Here is a 26,234-nt window from a genome sequence, read left to right as displayed (position 1 = left end):
CGCTACTCGTTAGCGGAATCTATACCGCGAATAAATCCACAGATGTACGAACATTGTGATTTGGGCACACCAGGAAGAATGTCATCCAAGTAGCCCCTTTCTCGTCATCCCGCTACTTGTTAGCGGGATCTATGCTAAGAGATACCGCGAATGAATCGCGGCATGACGGTTCGCGGCGGTATAGCTATAGATAGTATTAGCTATTTAATAAAAAGATCGTAGCTAAACCAAGAAATATAAAAGCTGAGAGAATATCAGTTGTTGCCGATGTTAGGATTGAAGAAGAAACGGCAGGGTCAGACTTTAAGCGATGAAGCATTATAGGAATGAAAGTTCCGATGAACGTTGCAATAACTGACATCATAATCATGGAGACCACAAAAATCATCTCCACTTTGAAGTTGTGAAACCTTATTGCTAACACTACTAATGAAATAGTAGATAAGATCACCCCGTTTATAAGACCTATTAAAAATTCTTTCATCAGTATTCTTTTTGCATTTTGCTCAGTTAGATATTTTGTTGCGATTGCCCGGATGGTTAGCGTTACTGTTTGGGATCCTGCATTTCCGCTCATTGATGCAATTATCGGCATGATTATTGGCAGCACTATAAAACTTTTTATTACATCATCGAAAAAGCCAACTACTATGGAACACATTGTTGCAGCTAAGAGGTTAAACAGTAACCAAGGTAGCCTTTTAATTATAGTTTTATGTATAGGGGCATTTATATCGGCTTTAGAAGATACACCGCTTATTTTGAGTACATCCTCTTCTGTTTCTTGTTGAACAACTTTTATCACATCTTCAATTAAGATCACACCAATAATTTTACCATTCTTATTTACTACCGGAGCCGATAATAGAGAGTAATCTTTAAATATTCTTGCTACTTCCTCTTGGTCTATTCCAGTTTTAATGATTTTTATGTCATGATCCATTATCTCTTTTATTATTGTGTCTCCTGAGTGAGATATTACCTTATTTAAATTAACACTGCCTATAGGCTCTAATTTTGAGTTGATAATGAATATCTGGTGAAATTTTTCTGGTATTTTTTTATAGTTGCACACAAATTCTGTCAGTTGATTTATTGTCCAATAATATGGAGCTATAACCATATCTTTATGTATTAACCTTCCTGCACTTTCTTCTGGATATGATAGCAACTCCTCTACCGATTTCTGAGTTTTGCTGGGCAAATAGTAAAGTATATTTTCTACAGACTTTCTATCTAAATCTTTCACTATGGTTACTATATCTTCTACATCAAGGAGCATTAGTAACTTTGCTGTATTTTCTATTCCCAATGTTTCTATGATCTCTATTTGTAAATCTGGCACTACATGCACTAGGGCATCACTTAACAAATGTTGATCGAGGATATTAACTAATTTCTCCCTGTGATCACTGATCGAAGTAGATAAAAAATAAGCTAACTGAACACTGTCTATCGTTTTTACAATATTACGAACATTCTCTAGCTCCTCGTTATCAAGTGACTCTATTAAGTCATCAATAGCCTTTTTGTCTAAACCATAATGGGAACTTATTTCAATATTCATTACTTTACCTTGTTTTTTAATAAATATACGCGCTTGATTTCCTTAAACATTAAAGTATAATGAAATTATTTAAATTAACTATCATATGGTTAAATTTCTATTTTGTTTACTGTTATTGTTATTGATAGTAAATATATTAAAATCTAAAGTATAATGAAAACTTATCCAGAAATTCTTGAACACTTTCAAAGCTTAAATAAAAGTATTTCTCTTATCAGGAGGTGTCTTTGACATAGAAAAATTAAAGTTGCGTCTTGAAGAGCTTGACTCCCAAGCGTCGAATGATGACCTATGGCAAGATAACCAAAAAGCACAAGAAGTTTTAAAAGAACGTTCTAAAATTAAAAATGACGTAGAGTCGTTTTTAAAGCTGGAAAGCGATTACAACGATGCCATCAGCTTAATGAAGTCTGCTATTGATGAAAATGATGAAGAATTTTTCTCTGAAGTTGAAAATGAATTAGCTAAGCTAGAGAAATTAATCAAGTATAAAGAAACAGAGTCCTTATTTACTGGTGAAGCAGATAATAATAACTGCTTTTTAGAAATCCACTCAGGAGCTGGTGGAACAGAGAGCAATGATTGGGCTGAAATGCTGATGCGCATGTATGTAAGGTGGGCAGAAATTTATCATAACTTTAAAGTTGAAGTTGTAGAAAAATTAGAAGGAGAGTCGGTTGGTATAAAGTCCGCAATGATAAAAATCGTTGGAGAAAAAGCTTATGGGTGGGCAAAAAGTGAAAGTGGAATTCACAGGCTGGTTAGAATATCGCCATTTGATGCAAATGGTAAACGTCATACCAGTTTTGCAAGTGTAGGAGTAACTCCAGTGATAGAAGATTCAATTGATATTGCTGTGGATGAAAAGGATCTAAAGATCGACACCTATCGTGCTTCCGGAGCAGGCGGTCAGCATGTGAACAAGACTGAAAGTGCGGTACGCATTACGCATATTCCAACTGGTGTTGTAGTTCAATGCCAAAATGGTCGTTCTCAACACAGAAATAAAGATGAGGCGTTAAAATTACTTAAAGGACGTTTATACCAAATTGAACTGGAAAAAAAAGAACAGAAAATGGCTGAAGAATATGGTAAAAAATGCGATATAGGCTGGGGCAATCAGATCAGATCGTACGTTATGCATCCATATCAAATGGTGAAGGATTTAAGAACCGGACATGAAGTGGGCAATATAAATTCTGTTTTTGATGGTAATATAGATTGTTTCATAGTTAGTGTGCTTACTAAGCAAAATTAGGTAGGATTGACTTTCTTGCCATAATATATGATAATTAAAATATTGTTAAAGTAGGAGTAAAGTTATGGCGATTAAATATGATCAGTGGAAAAGTGACCTTACCCAGAAAAAGTGGAGAGAAAGTGTGGAATGTTTTTTACAAAAAGAATGATGCATCAAATTGTTCTGGAATGCAATAGTTATAGCATTTCTCATAATAGTCCGAATAGGTCATAGGAAAGCAGAATCAACAGCACGACGAAAGGATTCGAATAGAGGAATGTTTTTCCTGGCTCTGTTTTTTATAGCAAACCAATGATGCTCAATTTTGTTAAAATCTGGAGAATAAGGCGGCAGATACAAAATTTCTGCACCGACTCCTTTAGCGAGCTTGATAAGCTTATCAGACTTATGAAAAGTAGCATTATCAAGAATGACAGTTTGTCCAGGTTCTAAGATCGGTGCCAAAAATTGCTCAAACCATCCATTAAAAATATCCATATTACAGTGGCCTTCAAATGTTAATGGAGCAACTATCTTTCTTCTACTTAAGGCTGCAACCATGCTGATTCGTTGAGTTTTTTTTCCAGATTTTAGGGCATAAAATCGCTGTCCTTTCTGGCAATACCCATATGGATAGTCCTCCGTGTTATCAATCCCAGACTCATCTATATACACTAAGTTTTCTGGTTCTTTTGTTGCTATAATTTTTAAGAATTCAGCACGTTTTTCTTCGTTCCTTTCCTTGTATCCATATGTCTTTTTTTGCGCGTAAATCCAATTTTTCTGAGAGCTCGGTGGATCGTTTGGATACTAACGTTGCCCCAAAGTTTAGCCATTTCCGACAGAGTTTTTCTACCGTGTTTTTTAGCAAATTCGATAAACTTATTCCAGTCGATAATTTTCTGATTGTAACCTCCATTACCGAGTTTTTTTGACTGAAAGTCGCCTGTTTCTTTTTTTCTTTGCTGCCACTTCCACAAAGTAGTTCGTCCAATTTTAAATCTTGCTGCCACTGCTTCTCTGCTTTCCCCTTCGTCTAGTGCTTCCATTGCTTTTTTTCTTAAATCATAACTATATGCTGCCGGCATCCAACCTCCTTATCGCCATCTATCCTTATCTTATCATATCCGGACTTCTGTGGAAAGAGCTATACTATATAAAAAAATATTTTACTCTTTTTGACTGGCCAGGGCTTTTTTTTAAATGTCTCTTTCCCTTGTTACTCTTGCTTTGTAAATCAAACCTCTCTTTGTCATAAGGTGCTACATCTGGAAATGCATTTGCCGCCGACTTTTTTTCGTTGTGTTTCTTTATCCATTTTCCTAATAAACCACCCTTTATTCCTAAATCTCTTGCTATTTTTGTAATTGTTTGACCTGCCTTTCTTTGTTCATTTGCCAGTTTAACAGCTTCCAATTTGAATTCTGCCGTATATTCTCTTACCATTTCTAATCCTCCAAAATTTTATTTTACCCAAAAAAACTCTTTTCTTTCTCTCCACTTTTTCTGGGTAAGGTCAGAAATTTAATGATCCAGGATATACTCCTTTGTTAAGGGAGATTGAGCATTTTCGAATATTTCTTGAGTGCTTCCAGACTCAACAATTCTGCCATTATGAAAGAAAATTACACTATCAGATAACTTTTTAGCTTGCTTCATTGAATGAGTCACCATAATTATAGTAAATCTTAATTTCAGCTCTTGTATAAGATTTTCGATTGCATTGGTTGCCATTGGATCAAGAGCAGAGCACGGTTCATCCATTAATAAAATAGTTGGCTTCACTGCAATTGCGCGAGCGATGCATAGCCTCTGTTGTTGGCCACCGGATAAATTGAGTGCGCTATCTTGCAATCTGTCCTTCAATTCTTCCCATAAACCAACCTTGGTTAAACTATTTTCCACCATCTCATTCAATTTTTGCTTATCCTTCGCCATACCATGCAATTTTGGCCCACAAGCAACATTATCATATATTGATTTTGGAAAAGGATTTGGCTTTTGAAATACCATACCAACTTTTGCTCTAAGTAGTACAACATCCATATCGCGTGAATATATATCACCCAGCCCATCGATATCTAATTCACCAACAGTTTTGCAACCTGGTACATAGTCATTCATACGATTAAAACAACGCAAAAATGTTGATTTACCGCACCCGGATGGTCCGATAAAAGTAGTAACTTTTCTTTTATAAATATTCAAATTTATATCGAATAAAACTTGCTTAGAGCCGTACCAGAGATTTAAATCTTTAACAGAGGCACGTGTATTGCTCATATCACATCCTGCATTGAATAGAGCCCCGGAATTTCTCTTTTATTTTCGTATAGCCATACTGCTGCTTGAACAGCTCCTCTAGCAAATGTTGTGCGATCAATTGCTTTGTGGTTTAGTTCTATCCGTTCATCAGAATTAACAAACATCACGCTGTGATCTCCTATTACTCCACCTCCACGAGATACTGCAAAACCTATTCCCCCCTTTTTCCTTATGTTTGAACCACTATGTAAATATTGATTGGACTGAAAATCCACTTTTGAAGCGTTAGCAATTGTTTTGCCAAGTTCTATAGCTGTTCCAGATGGTGAATCCTTTTTTAAGTTATGATGCATTTCCCAAATCTCAACGTCATATTCATTACCTAAAAGCTCAGCAGCTTTTTTTACCAATTTCAGCAACACATTAACCCCAACACTCATATTTGCTGACCATAATATTGGAACTTCAGCAGCATATTCTTTCAAATCGACACCTTCTATTCCAGTTGTGCCACTAACCAGCGGTGTTTTAAATTTTACAGCTGCTTTAAGGCAGTCTAACATACATTCTTTAGTTGTAAAATCTATTACAACGTCAGATGACTCAAATATGCCACTAATAGAACTTGTAACTTTAATTCCTAGATTGGCTATAATTGGTCCAATATCTGAATCTATGTACTTACTGCCTGAACGGGCAACAGCACCTGCTATTTCCACTTTGGTATTTGTAATTAATTCATTGAGTATTTTTTTGCCCATTCTGCCTAAGCAGCCTATTACTCCAACTCTGATTTTCATAAAGCTTTTTACGTTTATTAAGAATGTTAGGCCTTTTTTTAAGCTCTGTCACTTCTGATCTATATTCTATAGCTGTACGAACACTGCAATTTCAGATCCCAGTGCCTTGACCACAACTATTGCAATATGGTACATAGTGAACGATGTCATTCCAGTCTGGAATCTAGCCTTTCTGCAATCTCATCGAAAACGTTTTTCTATGCTAGTTTGCTTGCTTACAAGCAAACTTTTCTGGATCCCAGTGTCTGGGCACTGGGATGACAGGAGAAGGTACTGGGATGACACCCTGACAACCGTCATCCCGCTACTTGTTAGCGGGATCTATGCTAAGAGATACCGCGAATGAATCGCGGTATGACGTAGGACTACTGTCATTCCAGTGCTCCTTTTTTTGTCATCCCAGTGCGTGACACTGGGATCTAGCCTTTATTATTTGGTTGAAATTAAGTTTTCTGGATCCCAGTGTCAGCTACTTTCATGACATCATTATATAGCATTTCTCATAATAGTCCGAATAGGTCATAGGAAGGCAGAATCAACAGCACGACGAAAGGATTCGAATAGAGGAATGTTTTTCCTGGCTCTGTTTTTTATAGCAAACCAATGATGCTCAATTTTGTTAAAATCTGGAGAATAAGGCGGCAGATACAAAATTTCTGCACCGACTCCTTTAGCGAGCTTGATAAGCTTATCAGACTTATGAAAAGTAGCATTATCAAGAATGACAGTTTGTCCAGGTTCTAAGATCGGTGCCAAAAATTGCTCAAACCATCCATTAAAAATATCCATATTACAGTGGCCTTCAAATGTTAATGGAGCAACTATCTTTCTTCTACTTAAGGCTGCAACCATGCTGATTCGTTGAGTTTTTTTTCCAGATTTTAGGGCATAAAATCGCTGTCCTTTCTGGCAATACCCATATGGATAGTCCTCCGTGTTATCAATCCCAGACTCATCTATATACACTAAGTTTTCTGGTTCTTTTGTTGCTATAATTTTTAAGAATTCAGCACGTTTTTCTTCGTTCCTTTCCTTGTATCCATATGTCTTTTTTTGCGCGTAAATCCAATTTTTCTGAGAGCTCGGTGGATCGTTTGGATACTAACGTTGCCCCAAAGTTTAGCCATTTCCGACAGAGTTTTTCTACCGTGTTTTTTAGCAAATTCGATAAACTTATTCCAGTCGATAATTTTCTGATTGTAACCTCCATTACCGAGTTTTTTTGACTGAAAGTCGCCTGTTTCTTTTTTTCTTTGCTGCCACTCCCACAAAGTAGTTCGTCCAATTTTAAATCTTGCTGCCACTGCTTCTCTGCTTTCCCCTTCGTCTAGTGCTTCCATTGCTTTTTTTCTTAAATCATAACTATATGCTGCCGGCATCCAACCTCCTTATCGCCATCTATCCTTAATCTTATCATATCCGGACTTCTGTGGAAAGAGCTATAAAGTAAAATGAGATCCCAGTGTCTGGGCACTGGGATGACAAGAATAGGGCACTGGGATCTAGTGGGCTCAAACTACAATGTTTGTACAGCTGTGATCTATATTCTATAGCTGAATAATTTAACAATTCAAAATGAATACATATCCTATTGAGCTCTATATTACATACCAGGTTGCTTTGCCTTTTCCATGCTGAGTGATGTGATTACTCTTTACGAGATTAGATACGTGCTTCTTTAAGGTATTGCAGTTTGCTTTAGTAATATTTTCCAAATCCTTAATTGTAAGACGTCCATGTTTGCTGAGTAGTGCTAATACTTTAGCAGAAAGTGGTGGTAAATAGAGATTTAACACTTTTTCATGTGACACCTTTTGTTCGAGATGAAATTTTTGCTTTTGTAGTGACCTTAAAAAGAATATAAGCCATGGATTAAAATCATAGCTGCTCGTCTTCAAGGATTGTTGAGTACGACGCAAAGCTAAGTAGTAACTCTCCTTATTACTTTCAAGGGAACTGTAAGGTACATAGATATACCCTAACTTTAGTAACAAGAAAGTTGTGAGAATGCGTGATAATCTGCCATTTCCATCCTGGAAGGGATGAATAGCTAAAAAAGTAACTATAAAAATGCCAATAATTAATAGAGGATGTAACGATTTCACCTCTAATTGCTGGCTAGTCCAATAAATAAGTTCTTGCATTTGTGTTGCTGTCTCAAATGGAGAGGCTGTTTCAAAAACTATGCCCAAGCTTTTTCCAGATTCATCAAACGCTTCAACATGATTGGGGAATTTTTTATATTCTCCCATGTGCCTTTGATCTTTATATGAAAATTGTAAAAGCCAGATGTGAAACTGTTTTATAGTGTTTTCTGTAAATGGCATCTTGTTAAAGTTTTGAAATACTTCTTCACACACATACGCATATCCGGCTATTTCTCGTTCATCTAGAGAACGAAATGAGCGTGTATCAAGTTTGGATAGTAATTGCTCAACTTCACGGTCTGATAATCTTGCCCCTTCAATACGAGTAAAAGAACCAATACTTTCAATTGTTGCAATTTTCTTGAGCATTTGTAAACGTTCTGGAGCTAAATTACCAAACAATTGCCATGCTCCTTTAAATTCATCAATTTCAGCAACTAATTTTAACATTTCAGGTGTTATTACAATTTTTGAAATGTCAAACATATCTGTATTTTTATCTAATTATATTCAATTATATTCGAAAATATCCTATTAGCAAAGAATACTTGTGAGACACACACTAAAGAATGAATTTTGGTAGGCATAAAAGCAGCTATTTTATGTTAAAATACAACATTTTGATGAAATTATAAGAAAGGCTGGATCCGAGTAGTCAGCTACCCGTCAGTGCATGTTGAAAAATCATTTTATGATCTAAATCAGTTTTTTTACAGGTAACTTCTAAGCTTATCAATTTTTCCAAGATCTTCTTAAGTTCTGAAAGTTGCAAACTTTTCAAATGAGATTTAAAACTCTGCAATTGTTTAAAAAACAATGGAGGGCTTAGCTGATCAATCGCAGCCTGCTCACTCATTCCACCTTGCACTGACAGCAAAACGTTTTCAAGGCGTAGGAAATAATTTGATATAATGCGAATTAGCGCTATCGGTGAAAAATTTTCTTGCGATATCAATGCATCAGAAATTCTAATGAAGCGCGACATATCTTTACTTGCTATGGCAGAGCATAGATCATCAAGTGTAGCATAGTCGTTGCCGGAAGTTGAAAAGCATAATTCTATATCAGTAAGTTTTAGGTCTTTTCTCTCCCCTAAGTACAAAACTAACTTCTCAAGTTCTGAACATATAGGCAGCTTGCTATGATTAAAGTAAGATTGCAAATGGTAGATTATCTCATTTGTGCATTTTATATCATTTTGTTTTAAGTAACTTGATATAATGTCATAAAGATTGCTGTTGCTGTCCTTATAGCAAGCAATCACACCAAAAATTTTTGAACTCTCCATATAACTTTTAGTCGCAGAATTATATGGAAGATCATTTGCTACCATCATTACATAATGACCACTTGCGTTATAATCCAATACATTTTTTAACTCCTTGGATATACCTCCACTCACATTTATCAGCTTAATTAATTTTTTGCTGGTAAACATCGAAACGTTTGCCAATTCAGAAAACAGTAAACTGGGTGACTTATGCACTATTGCAAAATCCATCACCTGAACTGAATACTCACCCAAATTAGCAATTATTTCTTGTACATAAAAATCAACCCTACTGTTATCACTTCCATGAATTAACACACCACGTAAAGCATCAGGTTTCTCTAGGAATTTTTTAACTTTGGATGGTGTGACCCTCATGCTATCTATATGATATCATTCTCATTTGACTGTACATGAGTATCCAAAGACTCTGAGTCTCCTTGTGCAATATTATGCACATCACCTGCTACATCATCTGACTCTTCTGTTTTTCCTGTAATATAATTATAAAATTTTTTCACAGGTTGAGATATATATTTGGAAAAAAATCCTTCTTCGCTCATATTGCTTACTCCATAAAATTAACAACTTATCATTAGCATATAAATAATAGTATAGCAAAAACTATTTTGTGCTAAGATAGTGATGTTTTATAATGAGTATATTACAAAATTATTAACATTCGAGATCAAAATTAAGCCAACCTGCTTAATACTAGCCTTATAAAATAAGCGATAATTAAATATACCGCTGCAACAAGTATAATTGCAGGTCCAGTTAACAAATCAAAACTTGCAGATAACATGAGACCTGATATCCCAGAGATCACAGAAAAAACTGTTGCAACAATAATCATCTGCATTGGAGTTTTCGAAATGAGCCTTGCAGATGCTGCTGGTATTAGCAAAAATGCAGCAATGAGTAATATTCCTATTAGTTGGGCAGCAATTGCTATAAATATAGCAAGAGTGATTAAAAATTCTAGTCTAACAAAGGTAACATTAATTTTTTCAACTACTGCTAAATCTTGATTAATTGAAATCATTAACCAATAACGCCATCTAAATATTAATATCAAAGTAACTACTGCAGAGGTTAAAAAAATCAATACTATATCACTTTGATCGAGCGTTAATATATCACCAAACAGTGAGCTAATAATACTATTATTGCCAGATGGAAGAAAAGACATAAGTATTAAACTCGATGATAAAACTACATTGGTAACAATGTTCAATATCGTATCAGCAGAATATAATCTGTTAAAATTAAGAGAAAGTAGTATAGCAAATGTAATTGCAATGAGCATTATGCTAAGCGATGGGCTAATCTTAAAGATTAAAGCAAGTGCAACACCAAGCAACGAAGAATGGGACAAACTATCACCAAGATAAGATAACCTTTGCCATATCATAAACGATCCTAAAGCGCCTGTTACTAGGCTAATTACAACTACTGCAACTAGACTATTGATGAAAAAGTCCTGGGTAAGCATGCTATATGGCTATTAGATAACTGACAACAAATCTATCTTCGGATATTAAAACGTTATGGGTTCTGCATGCAGAACCTGTTGTCATAAATTCAAAATTTAAACCTTTTTGTTCCATAAGATAGGACTTCACTGAAGAACTTAGTATATTGCGTGTTTTACCAGTACCTATTAACAAAATTTCTATTTCCTCTGTTAAAAAAGATTCAAAATACTCCTTGCTGTTTATATCACTTTCTTTCAATTTTATCACCTTTTCAGGAAAAATTATAATTGAGCCATAATATTCTTGATTGTTTACCAAAAATTTTCCTTCCCTGTAACCATTTATAAGATTTTTATTCTCGGAAATTAAGGGAGTTACATCCATAAGTCAAACTATTAATTGAGTGTCACATACCCACCATTCTGGTTGCTTTTTTCCGATATTAACTGCAGCAGCTTTTGCATTTTCCTCACTATCGAATATTCCAAAACATGATACACCACTGCCTGACATGCGAGAAAGTATAGAGCCTTCTTGTGACTCAAGTGTTGATATCACATCCTTAATTTCAGGTACAAAGCTTATTGCTATTTCTTGAAGATCGTTTCTCGTCTCTTTAAGAAACTTCAACAAATCCTTTTCAGCGTCATCGCTCCATTTAATTGGCTCAGAAAATTTTCCTTCATGTTTGGAAAATACCTCTGGTGTACTCAAAAACCTTTTTTTCGGTTTCACAAGCACCACATTTGTAGGTAAAGAGAATTTTTTAATGTGGCATAATTCTTCGCCAATACCTCTAACAAAAACTGGCTTGCTATCTACGCTTGCGGGAACATCAGCACCAACGTTTAAGGCTATTTCATTTAAAATCGTCCTATCAATCTCCCACAGCTTCCCTAGCGTACGTACCACAGCTCCAGCATCTGAGGATCCGCTACCAAGTCCTGCAGCAATTGGTATGTTTTTTACAACCTTTACAGTGACTTTAGTGCGTACAGGAGCATGCCTAAGCAGCAGATTAACCGCTTTCATTACAGTGTTATATTGGTTATTTATTTTAGACTCGGAGTTTATAAATTCAACTGTAGAGTTATCGTATCTAGAATCCTTCTCACCTACTTTTATTTCCAAAAAATTAGAGAGATTAGCAAAGACAAATAAACCTTCAATCAAGTGATACCCTGTTTCTTTTTTGTCTACAACATGCAAAAAAAGATTGATTTTTGCAGGCGCCTTTACACAAAAACTTTTCATTATATATCTTCACTAACACTATTTTTACATTATATGTATAATGCTATTCTAGTCAACTTTTATAAGGTTCTCGCACTTCTGATGAGATCAAATGCCATAAATCCTAATTTCTCTGTGTGGGTAAATGCATCTGCTGGTACAGGCAAAACAAAAATCTTAATAGACAGAGTATTGAGACTTTTATTAGAAAACAAAAGAAATATTCTTTGCTTAACATTTACCAATGCTGCAGCAAACGAGATGGAGAATCGCATTCACAGCATACTCAGTAAGTGGGCAATATGTTCAGATAGTGAATTAATAATGGATCTGGAACAACTAGATTTCTTTCCGATGTCATTCCAGCGCGTGACGCTGGAATCCAGTAAAAAAAAAGAATGGATCCCAGTGTCAAGCACTGGGATGACAAAGGAGAATGCTGGGATGACGGAGGGATCCAGAAAAAATAAAGATTATTTAACAAGAGCAAGAAGGCTTTTCTCTGAATTGGAAAATCTTGGTCTAACTATACAAACCATACACGCTTTCTGTTACAAATTAATTTCCAGCTTTCCCATAGAAGCTGGCATTGCTCCAAATTGCACGCTGAGCGAATGCAAAGAATTACATTCCATCATATTCAATAAAGTGCTTCATAACGAAACTGTGCAGGATGATATCAACCTTATTGCAACTGAAATTGATGAAAATAAACTACGCGATTTGCTTTATACTTTATGTGTAAAAAGATCAGCGTCAGCAAATGATTCGAAATATATCAAAGATAAATTGAGCGCCCCAGATGAAATTCATGACTTACAGAGTGAAACAATTGAGCACGTGGAAAGACTAGCCGAGATATTAAGTGAAGGCAGTAAAAGAGATCAGAGTTATAGTGAAATACTTTATTCTACTGTCATCCCAGATGGGATCCAGAAAAAAAGAACCAGTGTCAGCTACTCGGATGATACCGGAATAAAGTGGAATGACACCAAAATAGAAAACCTAGCCAAGGTCTTTTTAAAATCAGAATCGCACGAAAAAAAGAGCATATCATCCATTGCAACAAAAAGTATTTTGGAGAAATTCAAAGATGCAGAGCAAATAATAGAGAGCGTTCAGAATGTAGTATTTACCCATATAAGAGACATGAACTCTTATCAAATATTCAAGAGAACCAGTAGCTTACTTGGTATATTTAAAGTATATGTTGATCTATACAGTAGCGAAAAATCAAAAAATGCACTGCTTGATTACAATGATATAATTGACTTAGCAACAAATCTTCTCAGCAATCCAAACTATAAAGATTGGATATTGTTTAACTTGGATCAAAAAATAGATCACATCCTTGTTGACGAGGCACAAGACAATAGCATCAGCCAGTGGAAAATTATAACAAATCTCTGCGATGAATTTTTTGCCGGTAATGATGAAAAGCGAACCTTATTTGTTGTTGGTGACGTAAAACAATCCATATACAGATTTCAAGGAGCAAATCCCCATCTATTCAACTATATGCAACAATACTTTCATACGAAAACTGGTGGTAGAGATTGGATATCATGCCAACTTGAAAAGTCATTTCGCTCAACTCCAGAAGTTTTGATGCTTGTAGATAGAATATTTAATAACTTCCGCGCAGAAATATCTTTTAATGATAATGAAATAAAACATGTTCCACATAGAGAAAATGACCAAGGATATATTGAAATTTGGCCAGCGTTACCAAGGCGCAAAGAGAAAGAACAGCGAGCTTTACAAATTCCTCTGACATGCAAGGAAGGTTATACAATAGCAGATCGATTACTTGCTCAAACAATAGCTAACAGAATTCACAATTGGTTAAATGAAGGGCGAATTTTAGTCGCTAAAGATCGCCATATAGAGCCAAGAGACATTATGATTTTGGTGCGACAACGAAACGTGTTAGTTGATTACATAATAAGCGAACTTAAAAAAGCAAATGTGCCAGTTGTAGGCCGGGATTATTTTAGAATTATGGACTATATAGCCGTGCAGGACTTAATAGCTTTGGCCGAATTTTTACTCCTCCAGGCAAATGATTTAGCTCTTGCAAATGCTTTAAAATCACCGCTATTTAATTTCACCGAGGATGATTTATTCAATATTGCATACGACCGCAAAGAACAGTCGTTATGGGAAAAACTTCAAGATTATCAAAAGGTTATCTATAGTGAATTAAACTATCTCATTAACTTATCTCGCATAGAATCTCCTCTTACACTATTTACACATATATTGCGTACAGGTAAGAAGAAATTTGCTGCAAGGCTAGGTCTTGAGTGCTTTGAGGTCCTAGACGAATTTATGAACCTCGTGTTGCAATTTGAAAACCCATCTCTTCAAGCGTTTGTTCAATGGATCAAGGAGAATAATCCGGAGATTAAGAATGATATGCAATCAGAACGCCATGCTGTGCGAATAATGACAATTCACAAATCAAAAGGTCTGCAAGCTCCCATAGTATTTTTGGTTGATACAAACACAGTGCCAAGAAACAGTGAAAGCATTATCTTTGATGGAACAGAAGTGCCATTTTGGTGTGGAAAAAACAACAACGCTTATTGCGATCAAGTAAAAAGAGAGAAAAAACTAGAGGATTATAATGAATATTTGCGTTTATTATACGTAGCACTCACGCGTGCTGAAGATGAGTTATACATCTTAAGTAAAGAGCCAGTGCAAAAGGGCTCTTGGTATGATCTAATCACTAAGTATGGAGAACCATATGAAAAGAAACAAAGGGGTTTACGGCCAATATTTAAAGAAAAAGTTGAAGTATTATGCGTGAATGCAAACTACCCTTACATTTATAAAAAACGTGATTACTTTGACGTTCCGGTCATTTCCCTTCCACCAGCTTTAGCCCACTCTTCGGTGTCATCCCAGCGCGTGACGCTGGAATCCAGTGAAAAAGAAGGAGCAGAATGGATCCCAGTGTCAGCTACTTGGATGACAGATGGTTATGCAAGAGGCCTGATTATTCACAGCATATTGCAGTATATGCCCAAGATAGAAAAAGAAAGGAGAAAAAATTGGGTCAGAAAATACCTTGATAACATCAGCGAAGATAAGGATGAAATTTACAGTAAAATATTAGCCTTTAATGAAAAATATGGCTATTTGTTTGACTTGGAAGGCAAATCAGAGATTACACTGAGTGGAACAATTGATGGCAAGTCAGTATTAGTACGACTAGATAGGCTATGCATAACGCAAGATAAAGCAATCATAATTGACTACAAATCACACCGTAACGTTTCTGTTTCCTTATTAAATGAAATAAAAAAACAGATGTTAATCTATAAAACCTTAGTACAAGAAATATATCCAAACAAGCAAGTAGAGTGCGTGGTTATTTGGGTGGAAGATTTAACCATTCAATCTGACTTTTAACGAAACTTGATTGCAAGAAATAGCTGCTACGTCATACCACCGCGAACCGTCATCCCGCCGCAGACCGTCATACCGCGATTCATTCGCGGTATCTCAGCCGCTAACACGTAGCGGAATGACAGCAGTCCTACGTCATACCGCTGCGGATAGATCCCGCTAACAAGTAGCGGGATGACGAATTACTTAACTGTCATACCACCGCAAACCGTCATACCGCCGCGGTATCTCAGCCACTAACAAGTAGCGGGATGACGAATTACTCAACCGTTATCCTGCTGCTCCTTTCTCGTCATCCCGCTACGTGTTAGCGGGATCTCAGCATAGCTATCTTAAAGCTAAGTAATATAAGTCAATCCAGCTAGGATTCTTTTGATTGATCAAATTAATTTTCCACTGCCTTGGCCATTCTTTCAGGCGCCTTTCTCTTGCAATAGCTAAACTTATATCTTCAAACTCTTCAAAATATACAAGTTTATTTACATTATATCTTGATGTAAAACCTGAAACAATTTTGTTTTTGTGTTCCCAAATCCTCTTGATCAAATTTGCAGTTACACCAATATATAATGTGCTATTAGCTTTATTTGTAAGTATATAGATATATGATAACTTCATCTTAATCGTTTATAGCTAAAGTAACTGAGGTTTACCAACATTATACTACACCATCATACCACAATAAAACTTACCGTCATGCCGCCGCAGATAGATCCCGCTAACACGTAGCGGGATGACGAGTTACTATACCGCGGCGGTATCTCAGCCGCTAACAAGCAGCGGGATGACAGCAATCTACGTCATACCGCGATTCATTCGCGGTATCTCTTAGCCGTTAACATGTAGCGGAATGACGATTGTCGGTAAATCTAAGTTACTGTAGCTATAAAGGCTTTCACAACAACCTATTTTCCTTGAAACTAAAATAGCTACTGAATGTAATAATAATGTGATCTATTAATTCTATTCCCATACTTTGGCAAGCTTCTGCTAGTTGTCTAGTGAGAGATATATCGCTATTTGAAGGTTGTGTATCTCCGCTTGGATGATTGTGAGATATTACAATGGATGTTGAACCAATCAAAAGTGCGCGCTTGATGATCTCTCTGACATAAAGAGGAGTTTGATCTACTGTACCAATATTTTGCAAGTCTTCCGCTATTAGACGATACTTTTTATTCATATAGATGACACGAAAATTTTCCTTATTGAGGCTTCCTATACTTATTCTTAAATAATCAAGCAATTTTTCCCAGTTATCGATTACAGGCAGGTTTTTTATTTCTTCTCTTGCAGAACGAACAAAGGCTTGTTTTACACAAAAGATGGCAGATATCGCTGCATTGCTGACATCATCAACGTTTTGCAGCGCTTCCAGGTCAGCATTAAAAACTTTATTTAAGCTGCCAAAACTTTCTATCAAACTCTTTGCCACCGGTTTTACATCAATTCTACTATATGCTGAATATAAAATGTGCTCTAAAACTTCATAATCAAGTAATGATTGTCCATTATCTAAAATAATTTTCTCTCTTAGGCGCTTTCTATGCCCCTTTTTGTAATTTTTCATCATCAATGAATTGCTTATCTCTTGTATAATAAGAAATTAGATTTTTAAGTAAAATATTTAATAAAGCGCATGACGCACAATTGTAAGAACATTCATTTTTAAAGACAGCAAATGGTGTCATGAAAGTAGCTGACGCGAGCTCTACGTCATACCGCCGCAGACCATCATACCGCCGCAGACCGTCATACCGCGATTCATTCGCGGTATCTCATCCGCTAACAAGAGATCCCGCTAACAAGTAGCGGGATGACGAATTACTTAACCGTCATGCCACCGTGAACCGTCATACCGCGATTCATTCGCGGTATCTCTAGGTCCCGCTAACAAGTAGCGGGATACTTGATCTTTACAGGGATGACGGTTGTCGTTTAGCTACAAACATTAAGAAATTTACCAAATGAAAAAAAAGGCAAAAGAAGCCCTAGTCATTGTCTATTTTCAGTATTTGGCGTTTTTTAAATCTTAAACACTGCAATTTAGCTGCTTTTAAACGCAACTCACCTTAGTTTAAATGTTTAAGAAATTTACTAAGCAGAAAAAAAGGCAAAAGAAACCCCGCGTTAGCTAGTTGTCACTCTCTAATCCTGCAAATTGGCGTACTATACTGTCTTAAACGACTTATAAGCGCGTTTCAGCTTATATAGGTAAAAACCCAGAAATGTTGTGAAGACATAAGGTGCACATAGTGCAAAAAATTAAAAATAAGACGCCAACTACGTTGTTTTCTTGCTGTTTAATCTGCACAGATGAAGATAACTGAATACCTTCACTATCATGATAAAGGGGCTGGCGAAGGGTGTCAAGTAGTTTTTAGCTCTGCCTTCTAAGGCTTTTACTCGTGACAACCACTGTGCCTGCGATCTTATCGTGCCAAGTTTGACAGCGTTTGTTGAAATTTGACCATAAAAAGCCCAAGAACAATGGTGCAACTGACAATATAAAGGAAAAAAATCTCTTTGTTGCTTGTTTTAGGGTCATCTTTTCGAAAGTTTGTGCATCCACAACTCTAAGCCCAAATAATAGTTTTCCAGGTGTAGTAGCAAACTTTACCCACATATATATTACATAGCAAAAGAGCATAATAAACTGGACTATTTGATTTAGAATCATTAATTTTACAAGTCTACTCTGCATTGCCTTTTCTTCTATAGAAAGTGGCACTTGCATTGGGGATTTTGCAGCAACTTGGCTGAATATTTTGCTATCCTCTGAGTTTGTAAAGAGCTGATTAAAGGCTTGGCTGCAAAACTGCAAGAACAAAACGATAATAATTAAATCAAGCAATACTGATATATAGCGCCTGAGGCCCGTTACATAACATATCCCATTTTCATCTTTCTTTACCTTTTGAATAACATTTATAGAAGAAAAAATAGAAAATAAACGATTAAAAAATTTATGTAACATATATATACTTTCCAATATTTAACGTGCCCCTGGCCGGACTTGAACCAGCATGCTTTTGCAAGCAACAGATTTTGAGTCTGCCGTGTCTACCATTCCACCACAGGGGCATTAAGGTTTAATGCTATAGGCAACACGGAATTAGTCAAATTTTTTTGCCTTTACATCTTTCAAATGAGAACTAAATATTCTACAATAATCAACAGTTACTCTCAAAACTTAAAATGAATGAATTAGCTAGTCTCCTCAGTTCAAGAAGTGTAGACAAGGAAATATGTAAATTACCGCATAATTTAGAAGCTGAACAGATGCTTATTGGTGCAATGATTCGTGATAATAGAATCTGTGATGCAGTTGAAGACACAATTACAGCAGAAAATTTCTATGATCCACTGCATCAAAGTATTTTTACGCAAATATCTAAAACCAGGAAACACGGTATAGTTGCCAATGAACTGAGCCTCAAAATGTTTTTTGAGAACGACCAAGCGTTTACCGAGTGTGGCGGGGTAGAGTACTTAGCAAAGCTTGCAGCGAAGGCAAGTATTGCACTTGATATTTATAGTTTGACTAGAATAATCCGTGATACTTACTTAAGGAGATGTTTAATCAAGCTCGGGCAAGAAATAGTTGGTGATAGCTACAACTACGATATTGAAAATCCTGCACAGGCGCAAATTGAACAAGCAATGACAAAATTGTTCAATTTGGCAGTAAAAAAACAAGGTGAGAAAACATATATAAAACTTGCAAGTTCAATTAAAGATGTAGTTGAGAAGATCAGCACACTGAAAAATAATCCAGAAGCGCTAGGCGTTACAACCGGACTTCAAGATCTAAATCAGCTTCTTGGTGGTCTACAAAAATCTGATTTATTAATTTTAGCTGCAAGGCCTTCTATGGGTAAAACAGCATTGGCGCTAAACATCGCACTTAATGCTTGTAAGATGTTGCAAAAAAGAGCAGATAAGCAACACTATGTAGCGTTTTTCTCGCTTGAAATGTCAGCAGAGCAATTAACTGCAAGGCTGATCACTATAGATTCAGGAATTAGTTATTATAAGGCATTAACCGGGAGAATTAGTGATTTTGAATTGCATGAGTTTATCAATACTAGTACAGAATTATCTGAACTGCCTTTCATCATAGATGACACCCCTGCGCTATCAATTAGTGCCCTTCGCACCAGAATACGCTTGCTGTATCAATTATATAATGTAGAAGTGGTATTCATTGATTATTTGCAGCTAATCAGAGGAACAACAAAAAGGAGTAATGAAAATAGAGTGCAAGAAATCTCGGAAGTGACGCAGGGTTTGAAAGCAATTGCAAAGGAGCTAAATATTCCCATTGTTGCACTATCTCAGCTCTCTCGTTCTGTTGAGCAGAGGGATGATAAAAAACCACAACTTTCTGATTTACGTGATTCAGGGAGCATAGAGCAAGACGCAGATATAGTAATGTTTCTCTATAGAGAAGAGTATTATGAACTAAGAAAACAGCCAAATGAAGGAAACAATAAACATCGGGAATGGCAAGAGAAAATGGAGAAAATTAGAAACATTGCAGAGCTCATTATTGCAAAGCAGAGAAATGGACCAATTGGCAGTGTGAAGCTATATTTTGACTCTAACAGAGGTGCATTTAAAGATTACACGGAAAGGCATAGTTCATAGCTTGGCAGCAATCTTCTTGTTCCCAAGTTTATCAATTATTTTTTTTTATGTAAAGATAGCTTGACAACTTCTTAAAAATCCTTTTATAATGGTATTATATTTTATAATACGTGAGATGATGAATAAAAACAATGTACCCTATTATATAGCTGGAACTCTGGCTGCTTTAACTTTATTAGCATCTGGAGTGTTTGCTGCAGCTCCTTATATTGGTTTCTTAGCTCCAGTTGCAGCATTAAGTGTTGGCCTTCCATTTATTATTGGTGGTGCTGTATTTTCTGCTGTAGCTATTGCACTTTCGTATGCAGCAGTTAGTAAGAACAAAACTATTTCTGAGAAGGAAGCTCAGCTTTCTGATGAAAAAAGTAAAGTAGAAGCTAAAGGTAAAATAATTTCTGAGAAAGTAAAAGAAATATCCGAAAAAAATACTCAACTGGCTAATCAAGCAAAAGAGATAGAAGATAAAGATAAAACTATTTCTGAGAAAGATCGGGAGATTTTTAGAATGAAAAATGAGTTGGCTGCAACCAGAAGGATTAATGCTTCTCAGCCAGGTAATGCGGTAGAATTTGATAGCATAAACCAGCAGCTTACTAAGAGAGATTTCGAAGTACAAACTCAAGAGCAAGGTCTGGTAGAGACTCATGACCTTGAAACCAGCGATTTGGTCTCATAACCATAGTCTCCCCAAAAGAACCGTGCTTGCGGATTTCCCGCACACGGCTCCACAATACAGCGTTCACACTAGTGCTCCTGTGTATAAAGAAACATATACCTTTGGTTTTGGTAATGGATTTACTTTTAAATAGTGTATAAATTGTTCCCAATCCATACTTTTCTTTTGACTACGTCGGTTTATCCACTTAAATGCTAACTTTGTTACCGGTCGATAGAATTGAATCAAACACCGATAATTTCCGCTAACTCCGAAGTAGCTATAGTGTCCTGTTAGTTTGGCTTTAAGTTTCTGCCACCAATCTTTGAGACAGATACGACTTCGTACCATCTTCAACCATTCTTTGATTTCTTTAATCTTTCTGGCTAGGCTTATTTTTGAAGTTTTCTGCTTCATCATAAGTTTACCATTACGACTTTTTCCACAATAATGTGTAAATCCTAGAAAGTTGAAGCTAGCCGTCCTACGTTTCTCTCTTTCTGCTTGATACCATTCTTTCTTACCAAACTTTACTATTTTTGTTTTATTTTCAGCTATTTCCAACCCAAATTTACTTAGTCTTTGTTTCAGTAATTCTAGAAATTCTTTTGCGTCTTCTTCCCTCTCGCAGCCAACTACAAAATCGTCGCAAAACCTTATTAGCTGTAAATATCCTCTGGCTTTTGGCTTAAATTTCTTTTCAAACCATAAGTCCAGCACATAGTGTAAGTATATATTAGCTAATACAGGGCTTACTATACCACCTTGTGGTGTGCCTTGATCGGTTGCTTTATAACATCCAACTTCGACTATTCCTGCCTTTAGAAATCGTTTTATTAACCACAATAAATTTGGGTCAGCTATTCGTTCCCTTAGACAATTCATTAGCCATTTATGTTGAACATTATCAAAGAACTTCTTGATATCCACTTCTACAATATAGTTAATTGGTTTGTGCATAACTGCTTTATCTAGAGCGTTTATCGCCTGATGACAATTTCTTCCTGGTCGAAATCCATACGAGCTGTCCATAAAGTTTGCTTCATAAATATTTTCTAATATCTTCTTTAGCATTACCTGTACCAACTTATCTTCCGTTGATGGTATTCCGAGACCGCGCTTCTCTTTGCTCCCGGCTTTGGGTATGTATACCCTTTTCACTGGTAGCGGTTGATATTGTTTTCTCTTCATACTATCCACTAGTGTTTTAAGTTTCTCTTCTAGATTTTCTCCATAAGCTTCCACTGTCACACGATCTATACCACAAGCCTTGTTGCGTTTTAGTTCCTTATAACACTCTGCAAGATTCTCTTCATTAATCAAATGAACTAATGATGTAAATTTTACTCGCTTATCTTGCTTAGCCCTTACTGCTATCTGGTTTAGTTTTCCTTGCATACTCCTCCAATCTCTGTTGTATTGGTATAGCAATCCCTATACCAGTCACTATATTGCTAACCGCTTCCCCTTGTATGTGGCTTTCCCACACTCCGAGTACTATCAGCTAGTCCGACTTCCTTTGCATCTTCCTCCAGTCCTCGCCTTTATTGACTTGTTCCAGAGTACCCTTACAGGAATACAAAGGATCTCCCAAGTTCACGTAAGGTCCATCTCAACACATGACGCGGCCTTCGATCCCGATGAGGTGAGTAATATCTTGCTTTAGCGTTATTACCCATGTTGCCTTCCACCAAATGTAAAGTGTCAGCCCCCATGACGCGTGAATTACGGGACTCAATACCTTCACTTTCGTTGCACCCTATGTTGTCCATTCCATTAGCTTTACTACGCTCGTTACCTTACGCAGCATAATGGTTTGTTCCAGGTTGCCGGCTAAGCTTTACCCGTGTTGGATTTTCACCAACTGTTCCTTACGCACTTCTTGGCGCACCCATTATTTCACAAGCAAAAGGGAAATTTAATAGTGTTGGAAATAAATTAAAAAATATTTATGATACTATGCCATCAGCTGAGTTTGCAAAGGATATCAAAACAGCATCTGAAAAAGCATTTACATCTACAAAAGAAGCATTTATTAGTGGTCGTGTAACTCGTATTGTTAAAGATGGCTTAAAAGATGTTTATGGTACGTCATTTGAACCAGTAAAAAGTGCACTTAATAGCTTTGGAAGCAGCTTGAAAAACACTTGTGATACATCAATTGAGTCAGCAAAAGGGACAATTAGTAGTGTTGGAAATAAATTAAAAAATGTTTATGATACTATGCCATCAACTAAAATAGAATTTTCATGGGTCTCAGAAAAATTTTCACCATACTGGAATAGTGTTAAAAACTTGATGTTTGGTAATAAGGCAGATCAAGCAAGTGGTGCTAGTCAACTTTCAAGTGAATCTCAAGGTAATGGTATTGTTATTCCAGAGGGGGCAAAGCTAGAGCTTTCTCCAATATTATTTGATTTTTTGTTTAGAGAAAAACAGAAGATGGTAAGGCAATTTTTAAGAGAGCAAACTGATGAAAAAAAGAATGTGGCTACACAAGAAAATTTAAAAACTGAGACTCCTAGCCAGGAAAATCAGATGAATATTGATAACGTTCCTAAGCAACCTGATCATTTAAATGTTGATGCTGCTAAAAGGTATTTAATGAGTCTTTCTGAGGATCAGGATGTATTTTATGATGCAGAATCTGGTGATGAAAAAGGTACTGAGATTTCTAGCCCAGAAAGTCAGCCAACTAAAGAAGAAAATGGTCAAGGCTGGTTTGCATGGAGCCTAGGAAAGGTTAAGTCGGCAATGACTGAAGTAGTAGTGATAGATGCTGATGTTACTAAATCACATTTTGCTAAAGTATAGCATTTCTCATAATAGTCCGAATAGGTCATAGGAAGGCAGAATCAACAGCACGACGAAAGGATTCGAATAGAGGAATGTTTTTCCTGGCTCTGTTTTTTATAGCAAACCAATGATGCTCAATTTTGTTAAAATCTGGAGAATAAGGCGGCAGATACAAAATTTCTGCACCGACTCCTTTAGCGAGCTTGATAAGCTTATCAGACTTATGAAAAGTAGCATTATCAAGAATGACAGTTTGTCCAGGTTCTAAGATCGGTGCCAAAAATTGCTCAAACCATCCATTAAAAATATCCATATTACAGTGGCCTTCAAATGTTAATGGAGCAACTATCTTTCTTCTACTTAAGGCTGCAACCATGCTGATTCGTTGAGTTTTTTTTCCAGATTTTAGGGCATAAAATCGCTGTCCTTTCTGGCAATACCCATATGGATAGTCCTCCGTGTTATCAATCCCAGACTCATCTATATACACTAAGTTTTCTGGTTCTTTTGTTGCTATAATTTTTAAGAATTCAGCACGTTTTTCTTCGTTCCTTTCCTTGTATCCATATGTCTTTTTTTGCGCGTAAATCCAATTTTTCTGAGAGCTCGGTGGATCGTTTGGATACTAACGTTGCCCCAAAGTTTAGCCATTTCCGACAGAGTTTTTCTACCGTGTTTTTTAGCAAATTCGATAAACTTATTCCAGTCGATAATTTTCTGATTGTAACCTCCATTACCGAGTTTTTTTGACTGAAAGTCGCCTGTTTCTTTTTTTCTTTGCTGCCACTCCCACAAAGTAGTTCGTCCAATTTTAAATCTTGCTGCCACTGCTTCTCTGCTTTCCCCTTCGTCTAGTGCTTCCATTGCTTTTTTTCTTAAATCATAACTATATGCTGCCGGCATCCAACCTCCTTATCGCCATCTATCCTTAATCTTATCATATCCGGACTTCTGTGGAAAGAGCTATAACTAAGGCACTTGCCACCTAACTTGAATATGTAGACAGCGGTGTGCACCGTCGTTAACTAAAGATAATCCCATCCAGGAGAAATAGTTTTTACACTATTTCTCCTCTTTAGCATCAACCCTCAAAAAAACCGGCGTAGGTTTAGGCAATGTTATGCCTGAACTTACGCACGCGTCGCACAAAGATTTTAAATCTCGTTGTTCTTTCGGAATTTGCAGTTGATTTAGTATCATCTCTGCTGACTTGGGAACGATTGGCTGCAATAAAATGCCTATTATCCTGATATATTCCAGTAACTTGTAAATTACTAAATTCATGCGCTCTCTGTCAGTTTTGCTTAGTGTCCAGGGTGCACTTTTGTCTATGTAGGCATTTGCTTCAGAAGAGATGTTGATAATTAGAAGTATAATCTGGTTAAATTCATACTTTGATAAATGGTCTATCACTTGACCTAGTATAGCTTTGCAATTTGGCAAACTTTCTTCACCTTTAAGTAGGCTTTGATCGATTGTTGGTACAATTCCAGAACATTGCTTGTGTAAAAATGAAATTGTTCTTTGTACTAAATTGCCTATGTTGTTTGCCAGTTCTGAATTTATCCGGCTGATCATATTTTTCTTACTAAAGTTGCCATCTTGGCCGAATCTTGCTTCCCGAAGGAGAAAATAGCGTAGCTGATCAACACCAAACTCTTGAGCGAGGCCAATTGGATCTATGACATTACCAAGGGACTTGGATATTTTCTCTCCCTCGTTCAACCACCAACCATGAACTGCAATTTGTTTTGGCAGTGGCAGGTCTGCTGCAAGGAGAATCGCTGGCCAATATACAGCATGAAAGCGCAATATGTCTTTACCGATTACATGAACGTTGAAAGAGTTGTCAGCTAGGTTTGCAGCGCTTGACACTGGAATCTGCGTTTTCCCTTGGTTTGGTGTCATTCCAGTGCTTGACACTGGAATCTGTGTTTCTGGTTCTGCCCAAAACCTCTTATATTCCTCACCTTCAGTACTAGGGAAACCTATTGATGTAAGATAATTGGTTAATGCATCTATCCAGACATAGATTACGTGTTTGTCATTACCTGGTACTTTTATTCCCCAGTTAAAACTAGTGCGAGAGATTGAGAGGTCAATGAGCCCTGATCTTACAAACGATATCACTTCATTTCTTCTGCTCTCAGGAAAGATAAAACTTGGCTGATTTTTATAGAGTTCCAGTAATTTTTCTTGCCAGTTTGATAAGCGAAAAAAGTAACTCTCTTCTTTTATCCACTGGACCTCAGCACCTGTTGGTGCTTTGCCATCTATCAGCTCTGACTCCTGATAAAATGCTTCATCACGAACTGAATACCAACCCGAATAGGAATCCAAATATATTTGCCCTCTCTCTTCAAGTCTATTCCATAAAGCTATAACTGCTTTTTTGTGACGTTCCTCCGTAGTGCGAATAAAATCGTCATACTCAAAATTCATGAACTTAGCCAATTCTTTAAATGAAACGCTCACTTCATCTGTAAATTCTTTTGGCTGCATTTCCTTTGCTTTAGCTGCTTTTTCTATTTTTTGTCCATGTTCATCTGTACCGGTGGTAAATTTGACATTTTTCCCAGCTAGTTTCATGAACCTTGCCACCACGTCACACAAGAGAGAAGTGTATGCATGACCAATATGCGGCTTATCGTTTACGTAATATACTGGCGTGGTGATGTAAAAGTTCTCGAATTGTTCCATGGTTTAGCATTTTGAT

24 protein-coding genes and 1 tRNA gene are annotated in these 26,234 nt (G+C 36.5%); 5 read left to right on the top strand and 20 right to left on the bottom strand.

Translation table 11 applies throughout. The features are described from left to right. Positions 1 to 196 precede the first annotated feature (196 nt). Complete coding sequence (mgtE, locus tag ABWU55_RS01245; RefSeq protein WP_353286380.1) at positions 197 to 1,567, bottom strand: magnesium transporter; 1,371 nt, start codon at positions 1,565 to 1,567, stop codon at positions 197 to 199. Positions 1,568 to 1,720: 153 nt separating this feature from the next. Here mgtE and prfB point away from each other — a divergent pair. Continuing rightward, positions 1,721 to 2,825 (top strand): peptide chain release factor 2 gene (gene prfB / locus ABWU55_RS01240; protein WP_151808105.1). Its coding sequence is split into 2 segments (ribosomal slippage): positions 1,721 to 1,795 and positions 1,797 to 2,825, totalling 1,104 coding nucleotides; the frame shifts between segments, so codons are not numbered across the junction. Between the two features lie 210 nt (positions 2,826 to 3,035). Here prfB and ABWU55_RS01235 read toward each other — a convergent pair. The 11 genes from ABWU55_RS01235 to ABWU55_RS01185 form a co-directional block, all read right to left on the bottom strand. Next, positions 3,036 to 3,895 (bottom strand): IS630 family transposase gene (locus ABWU55_RS01235; RefSeq protein WP_353286256.1). Its coding sequence is split into 2 segments (ribosomal slippage): positions 3,036 to 3,571 and positions 3,571 to 3,895, totalling 861 coding nucleotides; the frame shifts between segments, so codons are not numbered across the junction. A gap of 64 nt (positions 3,896 to 3,959) precedes the next feature. Continuing rightward, positions 3,960 to 4,253, bottom strand: a complete 294-nt coding sequence (locus tag ABWU55_RS01230) for a transposase (RefSeq protein ID WP_010082069.1) — start codon at positions 4,251 to 4,253, stop codon at positions 3,960 to 3,962. A gap of 78 nt (positions 4,254 to 4,331) precedes the next feature. After that, positions 4,332 to 5,090, bottom strand: a complete 759-nt coding sequence (gene pstB / locus ABWU55_RS01225) for a phosphate ABC transporter ATP-binding protein PstB (RefSeq protein WP_006280935.1) — start codon at positions 5,088 to 5,090, stop codon at positions 4,332 to 4,334. After that, positions 5,087 to 5,872 carry a 4-hydroxy-tetrahydrodipicolinate reductase gene (gene dapB, locus ABWU55_RS01220; RefSeq protein ID WP_010962542.1) on the bottom strand — a complete coding sequence of 262 codons (786 nt, stop codon included), beginning with the start codon at positions 5,870 to 5,872 and terminating at the stop codon, positions 5,087 to 5,089. Before dapB ends, pstB begins: the two co-directional genes overlap by 4 nt. A gap of 519 nt (positions 5,873 to 6,391) precedes the next feature. After that, a protein-coding gene (locus ABWU55_RS01215) for an IS630 family transposase (RefSeq protein ID WP_156518142.1) occupies positions 6,392 to 7,251 on the bottom strand; the annotation gives its coding sequence in 2 pieces (ribosomal slippage) (positions 6,392 to 6,927 and positions 6,927 to 7,251; 861 coding nt in all). 219 nt (positions 7,252 to 7,470) lie between these two features. Next, complete coding sequence (locus ABWU55_RS01210; protein ID WP_264374183.1) at positions 7,471 to 8,505, bottom strand: Fic family protein; 1,035 nt, start codon at positions 8,503 to 8,505, stop codon at positions 7,471 to 7,473. A 169-nt stretch (positions 8,506 to 8,674) separates the two neighbouring features. Continuing rightward, positions 8,675 to 9,667, bottom strand: a complete 993-nt coding sequence (gene holA / locus ABWU55_RS01205) for a DNA polymerase III subunit delta (protein ID WP_265042721.1) — start codon at positions 9,665 to 9,667, stop codon at positions 8,675 to 8,677. Positions 9,668 to 9,672: 5 nt separating this feature from the next. Then, on the bottom strand, positions 9,673 to 9,852 hold the full coding sequence (locus ABWU55_RS01200; RefSeq protein WP_010082539.1) for a hypothetical protein: 180 nt from the start codon (positions 9,850 to 9,852) through the stop codon (positions 9,673 to 9,675). A 131-nt stretch (positions 9,853 to 9,983) separates the two neighbouring features. Further along, entirely contained in the window at positions 9,984 to 10,784 is an 801-nt protein-coding gene (locus ABWU55_RS01195) for a metal ABC transporter permease (protein WP_010962536.1), read from the bottom strand. Position 10,785: 1 nt separating this feature from the next. Then, positions 10,786 to 11,151, bottom strand: coding sequence for an Mth938-like domain-containing protein (locus ABWU55_RS01190; RefSeq protein WP_151808071.1), 366 nt, complete (start codon positions 11,149 to 11,151; stop codon positions 10,786 to 10,788). Between the two features lie 3 nt (positions 11,152 to 11,154). Next, positions 11,155 to 12,021: a 4-(cytidine 5'-diphospho)-2-C-methyl-D-erythritol kinase gene (locus tag ABWU55_RS01185; protein WP_265023264.1), complete on the bottom strand. Its 867-nt coding sequence runs from the start codon at positions 12,019 to 12,021 to the stop codon at positions 11,155 to 11,157. A gap of 81 nt (positions 12,022 to 12,102) precedes the next feature. On the opposite strand from ABWU55_RS01185, the gene ABWU55_RS01180 reads away from it, so the two are divergent. Beyond that, positions 12,103 to 15,420, top strand: coding sequence for a UvrD-helicase domain-containing protein (locus ABWU55_RS01180; RefSeq protein WP_353286379.1), 3,318 nt, complete (start codon positions 12,103 to 12,105; stop codon positions 15,418 to 15,420). Between the two features lie 324 nt (positions 15,421 to 15,744). Here ABWU55_RS01180 and ABWU55_RS01175 read toward each other — a convergent pair whose 3' ends face one another. The 4 genes from ABWU55_RS01175 to ABWU55_RS01160 all read right to left on the bottom strand — a co-directional run bounded on the left by ABWU55_RS01175 (position 15,745) and on the right by ABWU55_RS01160 (position 18,501). Beyond that, the gene (locus ABWU55_RS01175; protein WP_010082530.1) at positions 15,745 to 16,035 is read right to left on the bottom strand and encodes a GIY-YIG nuclease family protein; all 291 of its coding nucleotides are present in this window, start codon (positions 16,033 to 16,035) and stop codon (positions 15,745 to 15,747) included. Between the two features lie 277 nt (positions 16,036 to 16,312). Continuing rightward, entirely contained in the window at positions 16,313 to 16,987 is a 675-nt protein-coding gene (gene radC / locus ABWU55_RS01170) for a RadC family protein (RefSeq protein WP_353286378.1), read from the bottom strand. Positions 16,988 to 17,797: 810 nt separating this feature from the next. Next, positions 17,798 to 18,394: an RDD family protein gene (locus ABWU55_RS01165; RefSeq protein ID WP_190321214.1), complete on the bottom strand. Its 597-nt coding sequence runs from the start codon at positions 18,392 to 18,394 to the stop codon at positions 17,798 to 17,800. A gap of 24 nt (positions 18,395 to 18,418) precedes the next feature. After that, positions 18,419 to 18,501 (bottom strand) — tRNA-Leu (locus ABWU55_RS01160). A gap of 114 nt (positions 18,502 to 18,615) precedes the next feature. Between ABWU55_RS01160 and ABWU55_RS01155 the strand changes: the two genes are divergently transcribed. After that, positions 18,616 to 20,067, top strand: coding sequence for a replicative DNA helicase (locus ABWU55_RS01155; RefSeq protein WP_353286377.1), 1,452 nt, complete (start codon positions 18,616 to 18,618; stop codon positions 20,065 to 20,067). A 115-nt stretch (positions 20,068 to 20,182) separates the two neighbouring features. Beyond that, positions 20,183 to 20,743, top strand: coding sequence for a hypothetical protein (locus ABWU55_RS01150; protein ID WP_353286376.1), 561 nt, complete (start codon positions 20,183 to 20,185; stop codon positions 20,741 to 20,743). A gap of 63 nt (positions 20,744 to 20,806) precedes the next feature. Here ABWU55_RS01150 and ltrA read toward each other — a convergent pair whose 3' ends face one another. Next, on the bottom strand, positions 20,807 to 22,120 hold the full coding sequence (gene ltrA / locus ABWU55_RS01145; RefSeq protein WP_006280268.1) for a group II intron reverse transcriptase/maturase: 1,314 nt from the start codon (positions 22,118 to 22,120) through the stop codon (positions 20,807 to 20,809). Next, positions 22,083 to 22,211 (bottom strand): hypothetical protein, encoded by a 129-nt coding sequence (locus tag ABWU55_RS01140; RefSeq protein ID WP_255324786.1) that lies wholly within the window; start codon positions 22,209 to 22,211, stop codon positions 22,083 to 22,085. Before ABWU55_RS01140 ends, ltrA begins: the two co-directional genes overlap by 38 nt. A 470-nt stretch (positions 22,212 to 22,681) precedes the next feature. Here ABWU55_RS01140 and ABWU55_RS01135 point away from each other — a divergent pair, with 470 nt between their 5' ends. Then, entirely contained in the window at positions 22,682 to 23,536 is an 855-nt protein-coding gene (locus ABWU55_RS01135) for a hypothetical protein (protein ID WP_353286375.1), read from the top strand. A gap of 25 nt (positions 23,537 to 23,561) precedes the next feature. On the opposite strand, the gene ABWU55_RS01130 is transcribed toward ABWU55_RS01135, so the two are convergent. After that, a protein-coding gene (locus ABWU55_RS01130; protein WP_156518142.1) for an IS630 family transposase occupies positions 23,562 to 24,421 on the bottom strand; the annotation gives its coding sequence in 2 pieces (ribosomal slippage) (positions 23,562 to 24,097 and positions 24,097 to 24,421; 861 coding nt in all). 159 nt (positions 24,422 to 24,580) lie between these two features. Continuing rightward, the gene (gene metG / locus ABWU55_RS01125) at positions 24,581 to 26,218 is read right to left on the bottom strand and encodes a methionine--tRNA ligase (protein WP_353286374.1); all 1,638 of its coding nucleotides are present in this window, start codon (positions 26,216 to 26,218) and stop codon (positions 24,581 to 24,583) included. Positions 26,219 to 26,234: the final 16 nt, after the last annotated feature.

Origin of the sequence: Wolbachia endosymbiont (group A) of Crataerina pallida, assembly GCF_964028475.1 — a bacterium.
In the GTDB taxonomy this organism is placed as follows: domain Bacteria; phylum Pseudomonadota; class Alphaproteobacteria; order Rickettsiales; family Anaplasmataceae; genus Wolbachia; species Wolbachia pipientis.
The sequence above is the reverse complement of the archived record's forward strand: the minus strand, read 5'-3'. Positions and strand labels throughout refer to the sequence as shown.